This is a genomic window from Dokdonella koreensis DS-123, assembly GCF_001632775.1.
In the GTDB taxonomy this organism is placed as follows: domain Bacteria; phylum Pseudomonadota; class Gammaproteobacteria; order Xanthomonadales; family Rhodanobacteraceae; genus Dokdonella; species Dokdonella koreensis.
Window position 1 is genome coordinate 1,973,419 of the sequence record NZ_CP015249.1, and the last position, 14,929, is coordinate 1,988,347.

10 protein-coding genes are annotated in these 14,929 nt (G+C 71.6%); 8 read left to right on the forward strand and 2 right to left on the reverse strand.

Annotated elements, in window-relative coordinates; all coding sequences use genetic code 11:
* Window positions 1–18: 18 nt before the first annotated feature.
* Window positions 19–3,864: a YhdP family protein gene (locus I596_RS07960; protein ID WP_190279013.1), complete on the forward strand. Its 3,846-nt coding sequence runs from the start codon at window positions 19–21 to the stop codon at window positions 3,862–3,864.
* Between the two features lie 74 nt (window positions 3,865–3,938).
* Entirely contained in the window at window positions 3,939–5,381 is a 1,443-nt protein-coding gene (gene tldD / locus I596_RS07965; RefSeq protein WP_067646155.1) for a metalloprotease TldD, read from the forward strand.
* Between the two features lie 53 nt (window positions 5,382–5,434).
* On the opposite strand, the gene yjgA is transcribed toward tldD, so the two are convergent.
* Window positions 5,435–5,962 (reverse strand): ribosome biogenesis factor YjgA, encoded by a 528-nt coding sequence (gene yjgA / locus I596_RS07970; RefSeq protein WP_067646157.1) that lies wholly within the window; start codon window positions 5,960–5,962, stop codon window positions 5,435–5,437.
* Between the two features lie 14 nt (window positions 5,963–5,976).
* Between yjgA and pmbA the strand changes: the two genes are divergently transcribed.
* The gene (gene pmbA / locus I596_RS07975) at window positions 5,977–7,335 is read left to right on the forward strand and encodes a metalloprotease PmbA (RefSeq protein ID WP_067646159.1); all 1,359 of its coding nucleotides are present in this window, start codon (window positions 5,977–5,979) and stop codon (window positions 7,333–7,335) included.
* Window positions 7,336–7,526: 191 nt separating this feature from the next.
* A complete protein-coding gene (locus I596_RS07980) occupies window positions 7,527–7,922 on the forward strand; it encodes a DUF4870 domain-containing protein (RefSeq protein WP_067646161.1) in 396 nt (131 codons plus the stop codon).
* A 37-nt stretch (window positions 7,923–7,959) separates the two neighbouring features.
* On the opposite strand, the gene recN is transcribed toward I596_RS07980, so the two are convergent.
* A complete protein-coding gene (gene recN, locus I596_RS07985) occupies window positions 7,960–9,633 on the reverse strand; it encodes a DNA repair protein RecN (RefSeq protein WP_067646163.1) in 1,674 nt (557 codons plus the stop codon).
* Between the two features lie 219 nt (window positions 9,634–9,852).
* Between recN and hrcA the strand changes: the two genes are divergently transcribed.
* The 4 genes from hrcA (at window position 9,853) to dnaJ (ending at window position 14,896) form a co-directional block, all read left to right on the forward strand.
* Entirely contained in the window at window positions 9,853–10,908 is a 1,056-nt protein-coding gene (gene hrcA, locus I596_RS07990; protein WP_067646165.1) for a heat-inducible transcriptional repressor HrcA, read from the forward strand.
* A gap of 72 nt (window positions 10,909–10,980) precedes the next feature.
* Window positions 10,981–11,520: a nucleotide exchange factor GrpE gene (gene grpE, locus I596_RS07995; protein ID WP_067651626.1), complete on the forward strand. Its 540-nt coding sequence runs from the start codon at window positions 10,981–10,983 to the stop codon at window positions 11,518–11,520.
* Window positions 11,521–11,770: 250 nt separating this feature from the next.
* Window positions 11,771–13,690 (forward strand): molecular chaperone DnaK, encoded by a 1,920-nt coding sequence (gene dnaK / locus I596_RS08000; RefSeq protein ID WP_067646167.1) that lies wholly within the window; start codon window positions 11,771–11,773, stop codon window positions 13,688–13,690.
* 84 nt (window positions 13,691–13,774) lie between these two features.
* Window positions 13,775–14,896, forward strand: coding sequence for a molecular chaperone DnaJ (gene dnaJ / locus I596_RS08005; protein ID WP_067646169.1), 1,122 nt, complete (start codon window positions 13,775–13,777; stop codon window positions 14,894–14,896).
* Window positions 14,897–14,929 lie beyond the last annotated feature (33 nt).

The window sequence follows — 14,929 nt, forward strand, 5'->3', positions numbered from 1 at the left end:
CCGGCCGGCATGGGCGGCATGGCACCCCCGATAGATCCCGGGCGCCGCCGCTGGCGGCGCGTCCGGCGCGCCGTCGCGGCGACGCTGGCCACGATCGTCATTGCCCTGGGCGTGCTGGTCGGGATCGGCCAGCTGGTCGTGCCGTGGCTGGTACGCAACCCCGACCGGGTCGAGACCTGGCTGTCCGAGCGCATCCACCGGCCGGTGACGATCGGCCACATCGCCGCGCGCTGGGTCCGCGGCGGGCCGCAGCTGGTGCTCGAGAACGTCCTGATCGGCCCGCGCGCGCCCGACCAGACGCCGCTGCGGCTCCAGCGCGCGGAGCTGGCACTGAACCTGTTCGCGCCGTTCCAGCGCAACCGCGCCTGGAACGAGTTCCGCCTGGCGGGCCTGGACCTCGCGCTGGAGCGCGATGCCGCCGGCCGCTGGCAGATGCACGGCTTCGACCTGGACGTGACCGCCACCAGCGACCCGCTCGGCGCGCTCGGCGTCCTGGTCCTGGTGGACCTGAAACTGCGGCTCGACGACGAGAAGCACGCGATCCACTGGCAGGTCGGCGCCAGCGAGCTGCGCGTGGTCAACCGCGGTGCCGAGCTGTACGTGCTCGGCAAGGTCCGCAGCCTCGACAACGAATCCACGCCGCTGGACCTCATCACCTCGATCCGGCGCGGCGAGGGGCGCGGCCGCCTCTACCTCTCCGGTGCCGACGTGGACCTCGGGCGCCTGCTGCGCGAGCAGTCCTATGCCGGCGCGCGCCTGCAATCCGGTCGCGGCAGCGTGCAGGCCTGGGCCGAGTGGGACGGCGGCCAGGTACTGGACCTGCGCACGCGCGTGGACCTGCGCGACCTGGCGCTCGCCGGTACCGCGCCCGGCCCGGCGCCGGGCGCCTCGCAGCCGCTGGCCGCCTTCGAACGGCTGGCGCTGGCCCTGCGCTGGCGCCGCGGCAGCGGCGAGGCCTGGGCGCTGGACATCGCGGACTTCGCGTTGACGCAGGCCGGCCAGGCCTATCCGCCGATGCGGATCGGCGTCGACTACCAGGGGTCGCAGCCGCTGCGCTGGCGTGCCGGTGCCGACACGCTGGCGCTGGCGCCGCTGGCCCGTCTCACTGCCCTGGCCGACCGCCTGCCCGATGGCTTGCGCACCTGGCTGCGGGACGCGGCGCCGCGCGGCCGCATCGACGGCCTGGCGGTCCGCTACGACGCGCCCGACGACTACGCGCTGGAGGGACGCTTCGCCGAAGTCGGCTTCGTACCGGCCGGCAAGGCGCCCGGCATCGTGCGGCTGGACGGACAGGTCCGCGGCGATGCGCAGGCGGTCCTGATCGAGCTGCCGCTGCAGGCCGTCACCGCCGACTTCCCGGGCGTGTTCCGCTGGCCGCTCGCCTTCGGCGAATTCGGCGGCGACGTGCTGCTGCGGCCGGTCGAGGGTGGCTGGCGCCTGGAGACCGATCGCATCGGCTTCGAGGGCGAAGGCTACGGGGGCGAGCTGCGCGGCGGGATCGAGCTGCTGCGCGGCCGGCCGCGGCCGGTGCTCGACCTCTACGCCGCGGTCGCGCACGGCGAAGTGCAGGCCGCCAAGCGGTTCTGGCCGGTCAACGTGATGCCGCGGCCGGCGGTCGACTGGCTGGATCGCGCGCTCGTGGCCGGTCGTGTCGCCGGGGGGCGCGCCGTGTTCCGTGGCGACCTGGCGGAATGGCCGTTCGACACCTTCGGCGGCCGCTTCGAGGCGGTCGCCGAGATCGAGGATACGCAGCTGCAGTACCTGGGCGAGTGGCCGCGCGTGGAGGGGCTGAAGGCCACCGCGCGCTTCGTCAACGACGGCATGGAAGCCTCCGCCAGCGCCGGCACGTCGCTCGGCGCCAGCATCGGCAGCGCCGAGGCGCGCATCGCCGACTTCGGCGACGCGGCGCTGGAGCTGTCCGCCACCGGCCGTGGTACCGGCCGCAACCTGCTGGCGTTCGTGCGCGCCACGCCGATCGGCGCGCGCTATCGCGAGGCGTTGACCGGGCTGGCCATCGGCGGCAGCGGCGATTTCGATTTCAAGCTCGGCGTGCCGCTGAAGAAGGACGCGCACGGCTTCTCGCTCGACGGTACGGTCGCGCTGGCCGGCGCGACCGTCACCCAGCCCGACTGGCGCGTGGACCTGACCGACGTCGGCGGTCGCGTCCGCTTCGACCAGGGTGGCCTGCAGGCCGACCGGCTGGCCGTCAAGACGCGCGGCCATGCCGGCACGCTGACGCTGGCGATCGGCGAGGCCACCGCGCCGGGCCAGGCGGTGCAGGCGCAGCTGCAGGCGCGCCTGCCGGCCGACGTGGTGTTCGCCGACGTGCCCGGCCTGGAAACGATCGTGGCCCGGATGGCGGGTACCTCGCTCTGGACGATCGCGGCGAGCGTCGCCGACGCGGCGAACGGCGTGCCGGGCCGCACGCAGCTGGTGGCCGAGACCGACCTGGTCGGCACCACGATCGACCTGCCGGCGCCGCTGGCGAAGGGGGCCGACACCGCGCGGCCGCTGCGCATCGCGTTGCCGATGCCGTATGCCGGCGGCGACCTGCGCGTCACGCTCGGCGACGTGCTGACGATCGACGGCCGCCTGCCGTCCGCGACGGCCCCGCTGGCGCTGCGCCTGGATTTCGGCACCGGTACCGGCGGTGCGTTGCCGGACCGTGGCTTCGTGGTCGGCGGACGGGCGCCGGTGCTCGACCTGGGAGCCTGGGTCGGCTTTGCCGGCGGCTCGGCCGGCACCGGCGACTTCGAGCTGCGCGGCGCCGACGTGGCCGTCGACGACCTGCAACTGGGCACGCGCTCGATCGGCGCGACCGGCATCCGCATCGCGCGCAGCGAGGCGGCGATCGAACTGGGCTTTACCGGCGCGGCGGTGCAGGGCGGCATCACGTTCCCGACGCGGGACCTGGCACGCGCCGGCGTGACCGTCCATCTGGACCGCCTGCACTGGCCCGAGTCTCCCGAAGAGGAGGACGAAAGCACGGTCAGCGACATCGCGCCCGGCGCGCTGCCGCCGCTGCACGTGTGGATCGGCGATCTGAAGATCGGCCGCGCCGTGCTCGGCCAGACGCGGCTGGAGAGCCGCCCGGTCGCCGGCGGCATGCGCATCGACCAGCTCGAGGCGAAGTCGCCGAACCTGCAGATGCACGCACAGGGCGACTGGACCGGTACCGAGGCCGACAACCGGTCGCGGCTGTCGATCGACCTGGCCTCGCACAACCTGGGACGGATGCTGGACGCGTTCGGCTATGCCGGGATCATCGACGGCGGCCAGACCACGGCCCGCATCGAGGCCGGCTGGGCCGGGCCGCCGACCGCCTTCGCGCTGGCGAAGCTGGACGGCACGCTGGCGATCACGGTCGGCGCCGGGCGCATCCTCGACGTGGAGCCCGGGGCCGGGCGCATCTTCGGCCTGCTGTCGCTGACCGAGATCCCGCGGCGGCTGAGCCTGGATTTTTCGGATTTCTTCAAGTCGGGCTTCAGCTTCAACGCGATCACCGGCACGTTCAAGCTGACCACCGGCAATGCGGCGACCGACGACCTGCAGATCAAGGGGCCGGCGGCCGACATCCGGATCACCGGCCGCACCGGCCTGCAGAGCAAGGACTACGACCAGCGGATGGTGGTCACGCCGCATGCGGGTGCCACCTTGCCGGTGGTCGGCGCGATCGCCGGCGGCCCGGTCGGCGCCGCGGCCGGCCTGGTCATGCAGGGCTTGTTCAACAAGCAGATCAACGCCGTCGCGCGCGCCACCTACCAGGTCACCGGCCCGTGGGAGAAGCCCCAGATCACGTTGCTTTCGCGCGAGCAGGGGCGGGCCGGCAGGGGCGCCCGCGCGCCGGAGCCGCCCGCCCGCTGAACGGGGGTCCGCGCTTGCGACCGGGCGGTGGCGCCCCCATCATTCGGGACTGATCCGTTCAGCAAGACTCCCCGATGACCTCATTGATCGCCCAGGCCGAGCAGCGGCTGCTGCGGCCCGGCGGGCTTTCTGCCGCCGATCTCGAACCCGTCTTCGCGCGCCTGATGGCGCCGTCGGTCGATGCGGCGGACCTGTATTTCCAGCACTCGCGCAGCGAGTCCTGGCTGCTCGAGGACGGCATCGTCAAGGAGGGCAGCCACAGCATCGAGCAGGGCGTGGGCGTGCGCGCCGTGGCCGGCGAGAAGACCGGCTTCGCCTACTCCGACGAGATCGTGCTGCCGTCCCTGCTGCAGGCGGCGGGCTCGGCGCGCGCGATCGCCAAGGCCGGCAGCAACGGCAGCGGCCGCCCGCTGGCGCTGGCCAGCGCCGCCGCGCTGTATCCGGCGATCGACCCGATCGACACGCTGTCGAGCGAGGCCAAGGTGCGGCTGCTGCGCGAGATCGACGGCTTCACGCGGGCACTCGATCCGCGCGTACAGCAGGTGATCGTCAGCCTTTCCGCCGGCGTGGACACCGTTCTGATCGCCGGCTCCGACGGCACGCTGGCCGCCGACGTGCGGCCGCTGGTGCGCATGAACGTCCAGGTGATCGCCGAGCAGAACGGCCGGCGCGAATCGGGCAGCGGCGGCGGCGGCGGGCGCTACGGCTTCGACGAGCTGCTCGCCGACGGCCGCGCGCACGCGTTCGCCCGCGAGGCGGTGCGCACCGCCCTGGTCAACCTCGAGGCCGTCGACGCGCCGGCCGGCACGATGACCGTCGTGCTCGGCCCCGGCTGGCCGGGCGTGCTGCTGCACGAGGCGATCGGCCACGGCCTGGAAGGCGACTTCAACCGCAAGGAAACCTCGGCCTTCGCCGGCCGCATCGGCGAGCGCGTCGCGGCCGCCGGCGTGACCGTCGTCGACGACGGCACCCTGGCCGGCCGGCGCGGTTCGCTCAGCATCGACGACGAAGGCACGCCGACCCGCTGCACCACGCTGATCGAGAACGGCATCCTCAAGGGCTACATGCAGGACAAGGCCAATGCGCGCCTGATGAAGGCGGCGCCGACCGGCAACGGCCGGCGCGAGTCGTTCGCGCACCTGCCGATGCCGCGGATGACCAACACCTACATGCTGCCCGGCACGCTGGCGCCGGAAGAGATCATCGGCTCGGTCAAGCGCGGCCTCTACGCGGTCAACTTCGGCGGTGGCCAGGTCGACATCACCAACGGCAAGTTCGTGTTCTCCGCCAGCGAGGCCTACCTGATCGAGAACGGCCGCGTGACGCGTCCGGTCAAGGGCGCGACCCTGGTCGGCTCCGGCCCGGACGTGCTGACGCGCGTGTCGATGATCGGCAACGACCTGGCGCTCGACGAGGGCGTCGGCGTCTGCGGCAAGGACGGCCAGAGCGTGCCGGTCGGTGTCGGCCAGCCGACGCTGAAGATCGACGCGATGACGGTCGGCGGCACCGCCGCATGAGCCGTGCCGGTCAACCGCACGCGCGCGGTTCGCGCGGCGTGCGGCGCGGGCCTTCAGGCCGCCGGGCCGGCGTCCAGGTGGGCGCGCAGCAGGCGGAACAGCTCGCGCGCCGCGCGCGGCGGCTTGGCGCGCTCGGCTTCGAGCCGGGCCTGCCGGATCAAGGCGCGCAGCTGCTGGCGGTCGCCGCCCGGATGCCGTTCGAGCAGGGCGTCCAGCGCCGGATCGCCTTCGGCGACGAGGCGGTCGCGCCAAGCTTCCAGCTGGTGCAGCAGCGCGGTTTCGCGATGTGCGGACTGGCGGTCGTGGTCGAGCAGGCGGCGAATCGCCTCGAGCGCCTCCTCGTCGAGCCGCCGCAGGTGCTTGGCCAGGTACTGCGTCTGCCGCTTGCGGGCGCCGTGCGAAGGCGTCGCGCGGGTGCGCTCGACCTCGCCGCGGACGTCCTCGGGCAGCGGCAGCCGGTCGAGCTGGGCGTCTGAAAGCGCAGCCAGCGCCGTCGCCAGTTTCAATACATCCAGGGCCTCGCGCCGCAGCTGGCTGCGACTCGGGCCCGCATACTCATCGGTAACGTCGTGGTCGATCATCGGAAAATCATAACGTGAACGCAGCGCTCACCCCTAGAAACGATACCAGCCAGGACGAGCTGGCCCGGCTCGCCGAGGTCTGCCAGGACGTGCTGCGCCGCTGCCGGTCGGCCGGCGCCAGCGAGGCGGAAGTGGCCGCCAGCATCGATACCGGCCTGGATGTCGGCGTCCGCCTGGGCGAGGTCGAGACGATCACGCGCACGCGCGATCGCGGCGTGTCGCTGACCGTGCTGTTCGGCAAGCGCAAGGGCTCGGCCAGCACCGCCGATCTCGACCCGGAGTCGATCGCGCGGACCGTCGAGCACGCCTGCGCGATCGCCCGCCATACCGAAGAGGACCCCTGCAACGGCCTGGCCGACCCGGCGCTCTACGCGCGCGAGTTTCCGGACCTGGACCTGTGGCACCCCTGGGCGATCGACGCCGAGCAGGCGATCGAGCTCGGCCTGCGCATCGAGGCGGCCGGGCGCGGCCACGATCCGCGCATCAGCAATTCCGAAGGCGCCGCGGTGCAGGTCGGCGAGTCGGTGCTGGCCAATGCCAATTCGGCCGGCTTCGCCGGCGTCGAGCGCAGTACCCGCCACCTGCTGTCGTGCGCGCTGATCGCCGAGGATGCGCAGGGCATGCAGCAGAACTACTGGTACGACGCGGTACGCTCGGCCACCGATTTCACCGATCCGGAAACGATCGGCCGCCGTGCCGCCGAGCGCACGGTCGCGCGTCTCGACGCGCGCCGGCTCTCGACGCGGCAGTGCCCGGTCCTGTTCGTGCCCGAGGTGGCGCGCGGCCTGATCGGCCACTTCCTGTCGGCGGTCAGCGGCGGTGCGCTGTACCGGCGCGCGAGCTTCCTCGTCGATCACCTGGGCCGGCCGGTGTTCCCCGGTTTCGTCCAGATGACCGAGCGGCCGCGCCTGCCGCGCGGGCACGGCTCGAGCGTGTTCGATGCCGAAGGCGTCGCCACGCGCGACGCCGACCTCGTACGCGACGGCGTGCTGCAGCGCTACATCCTCGGCAGCTACTCGGCGCGCAAGCTCGGCCTGGCGACCACCGCCAACGCCGGTGGCATCCACAACCTCGTCGTCACCCCCGGCGCGGACGACTTCGCCGCGCTGCTGCGGCGCATGGGTACCGGCCTGGTCGTCACCGAGGTGATGGGGCAGGGCGTGTCGCTGATCACCGGCGACTACTCGCGCGGCGCGTCGGGCTTCTGGGTCGAGAACGGCGAGATCGCCTACCCGGTCGAGGAGATCACGATCGCCTCGAACCTGCGCGAGATGTTCGCCGGCATCGTCGCGATCGGCCGCGACGTCGATCCGCGCTCGCACCTGCTGACCGGCTCGATCCTGCTCGAGCGGATGACGATCGCGGGCGAGTAGCGGCACGGCCGTCGGCAGTAGGGCCCTGGCGGCCGCGCATGCGCGCGCGCCGTCCGCACGGTGCCGCCCGTGCCGCCGTCGCGGCCAGGGTATCCGCGCGCTGAACGGCCGGGCCCGGGCATGACTGCGCGCCCTTGACGCCCCGGGCGCTGAAATCCACCGTGGAACCTCCTTCAACGAGGAGTGCCGTGATGACGGAAGACCCGACCATTTCCCCGCCGACCACGCTCAGCAACGACGAGCGGACCTGGGCGCTGCTCGGCCACCTGTCGGCGTTCAGCGCGTTCTTCACCGCCGGCTTCGGCTGCGTGCTCGGGCCGCTGGTGGTCTGGCTGGTCAAGCGCGACACGCTGCCGTTCGCCGCCGACCAGGCGCGCGAGGCGCTCAACTTCAACCTGACCGCGCTGATGATCTGGATCGGCCTGTGGATCATCACGATCGGCACGTTCGGCATCGGCATCTTCCTGACGCTGCCGCTCGGCCTGGTGCTGCTGGCGGTCTGGATCGTGCTGACGATCGTCGCCGCGATCAACGCCAACAACGGCCAGACGTACCGCTATCCGCTGACGCTGCGCCTGATCAAGTAAGCCCCGGCCGGGGCCGGCGTCGCCGGCTCCGGCGCGATCAGCCGGCCTGGCGCGCGCTGTCGAGCATCTGCCGTGCGTGCGCCAGCGTCTGGCGCGTGATCTCGATGCCGCCGAGCATGCGCGCGACCTCGTCGCGGCGCGCGCCTTCGTCGAGGCCCTCGATGCGGACGGTCGTCGACGCCGCGTCGCTGGACTTGGCCACGCGCAGGTGCTGGTGTCCCTGGGCCGCGACCTGCGGCAGGTGCGTCACGCACAGCACCTGGCAGCGTGCGGCCAGGCGGCGCAGCTTCTGGCCGACGATCTCCGCCACCGCGCCGCCGACACCCGAATCGACCTCGTCGAAGACCATCGTGCCGGTCGCGTCGGCGCCGAGCGCGGCGACCTCGATCGCCAGGCCGATCCGCGACAGCTCGCCGCCGGAGGCGACCTTGCGCAGCGGGCGCGGCGGCTGGCCGGGATTGGTACTGACCAGGAACTCGCAGCGCTCGCGGCCGGCGGCGGCCGGTTCGGCGCCGTCGTCGGGTTCGAGCGCGGCCTCGAAGCGGCCGGCCATGCCCAGTTCGGTCATCAGGGCGGTGACGGCCTCGCCGAGCCGGGCGGCAGTCGCCGCGCGGGCGCCGGAGAGCACCGTGGCCGCCGCGGCATAGCCGGTCTCGACCCGCGCGGCTTCGGCGCGCAGGCGCTCCAGCTCGGTGCCGGCGCCGCGCAGGGTTTCCAGTTCCTCGCGCAACGTGTCGGCGAGGGCCTTGAGTTCGCCCATCGGACGGCGGTGCTTGCGCGAAAGCTCGTGCAGCCGGGCGAGCTGCGCCTCGGTCTCGGCGAGGCGCTCCGGATCGAGGTCCAGCGCGTCCTGGTAGCGCGCCAGCGTGTCGCCGGCCTCGTCGACCTGGATGCGCGCCGCCTCGAGCAGCTCGACCAGCGCGGCCAGGCGCGGGTCCAGTTCGGCCAGGCGCTGGCTGTCGGCATGGGTGCGCGCGACCAGGCGCGCCAGCGCGAACTCGCCGTCGCCGTCGAGGCGCTCGGCCAGGCCCGCGCAGCCCTGCACCAACTGGCCGGCATTGGCGAGGCGGCGGTGGGTATCCTCCAGCGCGGCGAACGCGTCGGCGTCGAGCGCATGCCGCTCCAGCTCGTCCACCTGGTGCGCCAGCCACTCGATCCGCTCGCCGTGGTCGGCGCCGCCGGTCAGCGTGGCGATGCGGCCCTGCACCGTGCGCCAGGCCTGCGCCAGGCGCGCCACCTCGCCGCGTGCGTCGGCGTGGCCGCCGAAGGTATCGAGCAGGTCGAGCTGGGCGCCGCGATCGAGCAGGGTCTGGTGCTCGTGCTGGCCGTGGATCTCGATCAGGCGCTCGCCGAGCGCCTTGAGCTGGGTCAGCGCCACCGGCCGCCCGTTGATCCAGGCGCGCGAGCTGCCTTCGCTGCGGATCACGCGCCGCAGCTGGCAGGCGCCTTCGTCGTCGAGGTCCTCCTCGCGCAGCCAGGCGAGCAAGTCGGCGCGGTCGCCGATCGCGAACCGGGCCGAAAGCTCGGCCCGGTCGCAGCCGTGGCGGACCATGCCGCTGTCGCCGCGGCCGCCGGCCAGCAGCAGCAGGGCATCGACGATCAGCGACTTGCCGGCACCGGTCTCGCCGGTCACGACGGTCAGGCCCTGGCCGAACGTGATCTCGGCGTTCTGGACGATCGCGAAATCCTTGACGTACAGGGTTTCCAGCATGGCGCAGGGCTTGGGCGTGACGGTGGCGGCGGGTAGCGGATTATCGTTGCCGGCGATGGCAATGAACAGGACGCTAGCGCGATCGCGTCGCACCGGCTGATACGCGCCGGCCGGGGCGACGGGGCCGGCCGGGCCGACGCGGAAGGGGGTGGCCCTTGAACCGGGGGCAGCCGCTTGTTAGCGTGCAGGCCGCCGGTTGACCGGTTTTCCGCTGGTTCGATGAACGCCCCGCCAGTCCATCCGCTCGACGCCCGCGCCCGGCACCTGCTGCGCACGCTGATCTCGCACTACATCAGCGACGGCCAGCCGGTCGGCTCGCGCACGCTCGCCAAGTCCTCGGGCCTGGACGTCAGTCCGGCGACGATCCGCAACGTGCTGGCGGACCTGGAGGAGGTCGGCCTGGTCGCGGCGCCGCATACCTCGGCCGGCCGCGTGCCGACCGCGCAGGGCTACCGCGTGTTCGTCGACAGCCTGCTGGAGATGCAGCCGCCCGACGAGGAGCAGCTGGCGCAGCTGCGGCGCGAGCTGCCGACCGACGCGGCGACGCCGGACCTGCTCAACAGCGCCACCTCGCTGCTGTCGGAGATGACCCACTTCGTCGGCGTGGTCAGCGTGCCGCGGCGCGAGGAGTTCCCGTTCCGCCACATCGATTTCGTCATGCTCGATCCCGGCCGGCTGCTGGTGATCCTGGTGTTCACCGACGGCCAGGTGCAGAACCGCGTCGTCAGCACGCAGCGGTCCTACGGCGCCGGCGAGCTCGAGCAGATCGCCAACTTCCTCAACAGCCAGTTCGCCGGCATGCGCATCGACGACATCCGCGCCCGGCTGCTGCGCGAGATGCGCGAGGAGGGCGTGCGCCTGAACCGGCTGCTCAGCGCAGCGGTGGACGTGGCCGCCCAGGCGTTCCAGGCCAGCACCGACAGCGACATGCTGGTCTCCGGCCAGACCCGCCTGATGGGCCGGCAGGACCAGGGCGACATCGACCGCCTGCGCGAGCTGTTCGAGGCGTTCCAGCGCAAGCGCGACCTGCTGCAGCTGCTGGAGCGCTGCGCCCGGGCCGAGGGCGTGCGCCTGTTCATCGGCGAGGAATCGGGTTTCGCGGCGCTCGACGGCTTCTCGCTGGTCACGGCGCCGTATGGCGTCCACGGCCGGATCCTGGGCGTGCTCGGCGTGATCGGCCCGACGCGCATGGCCTACGAGCGGGTGATCCCGATGGTCCAGGCCACCGCCCAGATCATCTCCGGAACCTTGAACCGCGCGCAGCCGGCACAATAAGTGCCCGACAATCGAATACTTGCCTCCGGCACATCGGGCCGGCGGCGTTTTTTTGACAGGTGGAGAGCCATGATGGAAAGCACCGATCCAGCCGGCAGCCGGCCGCCCGAGGGCACGTCCTCGCCGTCGGACGAAGGCATCGCCGATCTCGATCGCCTCACCGCGCAGCTGGCCGAGGCCGAGCGCAACCTCGCCGACATGCGCGATACCGTGCTGCGCGAGCGTGCCGAGATCGAGAACCAGCGCCGCCGCCTCCAGCGTGACCTGGAGCAGGCGCGGCGTTTCGCCAACGAGAAGCTCCTGGCCGACCTGCTGCCGGTGCTCGACAACCTCGAGCGCGGCCTGGCGGCGCCCGGCACCGACTACGCGGCCCTGCGCGGCGGCGTCGAGCTGACGCTGCGCGAGCTCACGAAGGTGGTCGAGACCAACGGCCTGAAGGTGATCGATCCGGTCGGCTCGGCATTCGATCCGGAGCAGCACCAGGCGATGCAGATGGTCGCGTCGGCCGAGCATCCGGCCGGTGCGGTCGTGGCCGTCTTCCAGAAGGGCTATATCCTCAACGACCGGCTGCTGCGGCCGGCCCTGGTGACGGTGGCCAAGGCGGACGACTGAGGCGAGGGGAACGCCGGCGCCGCAGCGCGCCGGTGTCGTCGTTCATGGGGAGGACCATTCCGGCTGCCGCTCGTGCACTCGGAAGTTCAGAAAATCGCCCCGATAATCGCGTCCCCACTTTCGATCCGTGCCTGCCGCAAGCGGCGGGATTGAATGGGAAAACGCTTGAAAGCGGGGTGCAGACCCCCAGATTCTGCGCCAGCAACGGTCACAGCGACCGAAACCACTTCGCGGGAGAGAGTAGACAGTCATGGGCAAGATCATCGGTATCGACCTCGGCACCACCAATTCGTGTGTCGCGGTCATGGAAGGCACGACGGCGCGCGTCATCGAGAACTCCGAGGGCGATCGCACGACACCGTCGGTGGTCGCCTTCAAGGACAACGAGGTCGTCGTCGGCGCGACTGCCAAGCGGCAGGCGGTGACCAATCCCAAGAACACCTTCTACGCCGTCAAGCGGCTGGTCGGCCGCAAGTTCACCGACGCCGAGGTGCAGAAGGACATCGGCATCGTGCCGTACAAGATCGTCGCGCACGACAACGGTGACGCCTGGATCGAGACCGCCGACGGCAGGAAGATGGCGCCGCCGGAAATCTCGGCGAAGGTGCTGATGAAGATGAAGAAGACCGCCGAGGACTTCCTCGGCGAGCCGGTCACCGAGGCCGTCATCACGGTGCCCGCCTACTTCAACGACAGCCAGCGCCAGGCGACCAAGGATGCCGGCCGCATCGCCGGCCTCGACGTCAAGCGCATCATCAACGAGCCCACCGCGGCCGCGCTGGCCTACGGCCTCGACAAGAAGGGCGGCGACCGCAAGATCGCCGTCTACGACCTCGGCGGCGGCACGTTCGACGTGTCGATCATCGAGATCGCCGAGGTCGACGGCGAGCGTCAGTTCGAGGTGCTGGCCACCAACGGCGACACCTTCCTCGGCGGCGAGGACTTCGACAAGCGCGTCATCGACTACCTCGTCGAGGAGTTCAAGAAGGACCAGGGCGTCGACCTCAAGAACGATCCGCTCGCGCTGCAGCGCCTGAAGGACGCGGCCGAGCGCGCGAAGATCGAGCTGTCGACCTCGCACCAGACCGAGGTCAACCTGCCGTACGTCACGGCCGATGCCTCCGGTCCCAAGCACCTCAACATCAAGCTCACGCGCGCCAAGCTCGAGGCGCTGGTCGAGGACCTGGTCAAGCGCACGATCGAGCCGTGCCGCATCGCGCTCAACGATGCGGGCCTGCGCGTGTCCGACGTCAGCGAGGTCATCCTCGTCGGCGGCCAGACGCGCATGCCCAAGGTGCAGGAGGCGGTCAAGGACTTCTTCGGCAAGGAGCCGCGCAAGGACGTCAACCCGGACGAGGCCGTCGCCGTCGGCGCGGCGATCCAGGGCGGCGTGCTCGGCGGCACCGTCAAGGACGTGCTGCTGCTCGACGTGACGCCGCTGTCGCTCGGCATCGAGACGCTCGGTGGCGTGTTCACCAAGCTGATCGAGAAGAACACCACGATCCCGACCAAGGCCTCGCAGACGTTCTCGACCGCCGAGGACAACCAGAGTGCGGTCACCGTGCACGTGCTGCAGGGCGAACGCGAGCAGGCGCGCTTCAACAAGTCGCTGGCGAAGTTCGACCTCGCCGGCATCGACAACGCGCCGCGCGGCATGCCGCAGATCGAGGTCACGTTCGACATCGACGCCAACGGCATCCTGCACGTGTCGGCCAAGGACAAGAAGACCAACAAGGAGCAGCGCGTCGAGATCAAGGCCGGTTCGGGCCTGTCCGACGATGAGATCCAGCGCATGGTCAGCGACGCCGAGGCCAACAAGGAAGAGGACCGCAAGTTCCACGAGCTGGTCGGTGCCCGCAACAAGGCCGACCAGCTGGTCCACGCCACGCGCGACGCGCTCAAGGAGCACGGCGGCAAGCTCGCCGGCGGCCAGATCGGACCGATCGAGGAAGCGCTGTCGGAGCTGGAGAAGGTCATGAAGAGCGACGACAAGGCGCAGATCGAGGCCCGCACCAGCCGGCTCGAGGAAGTGGCCCAGTCGCTGTATGCGGCGGCCGCGGCCGGTCCGCAGCAGGCCGATGCCGGCGCCCAGGCGGGCGGCGGTTCGGCGGCCGGTGGCGACGACGTCGTCGACGCCGAGTTCACCGAGGTCAAGGACGACAAGAAGTAAGACGCCAGACGAGAGAGAACGGAGCCGGCCTGCCGGCTCCGTTTTCTTTTCCGACCCACCCGACCCCGACGTCTTGCGCCGACCATGAGCAAACGCGACTACTACGACATCCTCGGCGCCGAACGCTCGGCGTCGGAGGACGACATCAAGAAGGCCTTCCGGCGGCTGGCGATGAAATGCCACCCGGACCGCTGCCCGGACGACCCGGCCGCGCAGGAACGCTTCAAGGAGGCCAAGGAGGCCTACGACGTGCTGTCCGACGCGCGCAAGCGCGCGCTCTACGACCAGCACGGCCATGCCGCGTTCGAGGGCGGCATGGGCAACGGCGGCGGCTTCCGCGGCGATGTCGGCGACATCTTCGGCGACATCTTCTCGGACATCTTCGGCATGGGCGGCGGCCGCGGCGGCCCGCGGCGCGGTTCGGACCTGCGCTACATGCTGGAGCTGGACCTGGAGGAAGCCGTCTTCGGGATCGAGAAATCGATCGACGTGCCGACCCTGGTCGAATGCGCCACCTGCACCGGCTCCGGCTCGGCCGACGGCAAGACCGTCAGCTGCGGCACCTGCCGCGGCCACGGCCGCGTGCGTATGCAGAACGGCATCTTCTCGGTGCAGCAGACCTGCCCGCACTGCGGCGGCAGCGGCAAGACGGTCGCCAATCCCTGCCGCGACTGCCGCGGCGAGGGCCGCGTGCACGACGAGCGCACGCTCTCGGTCCGCATCCCGGCCGGCGTCGACAACGGCGATCGCATCCGGCTGACCGGGCAGGGCGAGGCCGGTCCGGCCGGCACCGTGCCCGGCGACCTCTACGTGGAAGTGCGCGTGCGCGAGCACGCCGTGTTCCAGCGCGACGGCGACGACCTGCATTGCGAGGTGCCGATCCGCTTCGCCCAGGCCGCACTCGGGGCCGAGCTCAAGGTGCCGACGCTGGGCGGCGAGGCGGCGATCGCGATTCCGGCCGAGACCCAGAGCGGCAAGCTGTTCCGGCTGCGCGGCAAGGGCGTCAAGTCGGTCCGCAGCGGACGCACCGGCGACCTGATCTGCCGCGTCGTCGTCGAGACGCCGGTCCGGCTGACGCGCGACCAGCGCGAGCTGCTCGAGCGGTTCGAGGCGACGTTCCAGGGCGAGGACGCCGCGGCGCATTCCCCGCGCAACAGCTCCTGGCTCGACAACGTCAAGCAGTTCTGGGATCGGGTGACGTCCTGACCCGTGGCATCGGCGCCGCCGGGAGCGTGTCTC

Bases quoted from the DNA above. Each gene is read 5' to 3' on its own strand.
- I596_RS07960 (WP_190279013.1), top strand. From the start codon at position 19: ATGGCACCCCCGATAGATCCCGGGCGCCGCCGCTGGCGGCGCGTCCGG.
- dnaK (WP_067646167.1), top strand. From the start codon at position 11,771: ATGGGCAAGATCATCGGTATCGACCTCGGCACCACCAATTCGTGTGTC.
- yjgA (WP_067646157.1), bottom strand. From the start codon at position 5,962: ATGATCGACCACGACGTTACCGATGAGTATGCGGGCCCGAGTCGCAGC.
- tldD (WP_067646155.1), top strand. From the start codon at position 3,939: ATGACCTCATTGATCGCCCAGGCCGAGCAGCGGCTGCTGCGGCCCGGC.
- recN (WP_067646163.1), bottom strand. From the start codon at position 9,633: ATGCTGGAAACCCTGTACGTCAAGGATTTCGCGATCGTCCAGAACGCC.
- dnaJ (WP_067646169.1), top strand. From the start codon at position 13,775: ATGAGCAAACGCGACTACTACGACATCCTCGGCGCCGAACGCTCGGCG.
- I596_RS07980 (WP_067646161.1), top strand. From the start codon at position 7,527: ATGACGGAAGACCCGACCATTTCCCCGCCGACCACGCTCAGCAACGAC.
- hrcA (WP_067646165.1), top strand. From the start codon at position 9,853: ATGAACGCCCCGCCAGTCCATCCGCTCGACGCCCGCGCCCGGCACCTG.
- grpE (WP_067651626.1), top strand. From the start codon at position 10,981: ATGGAAAGCACCGATCCAGCCGGCAGCCGGCCGCCCGAGGGCACGTCC.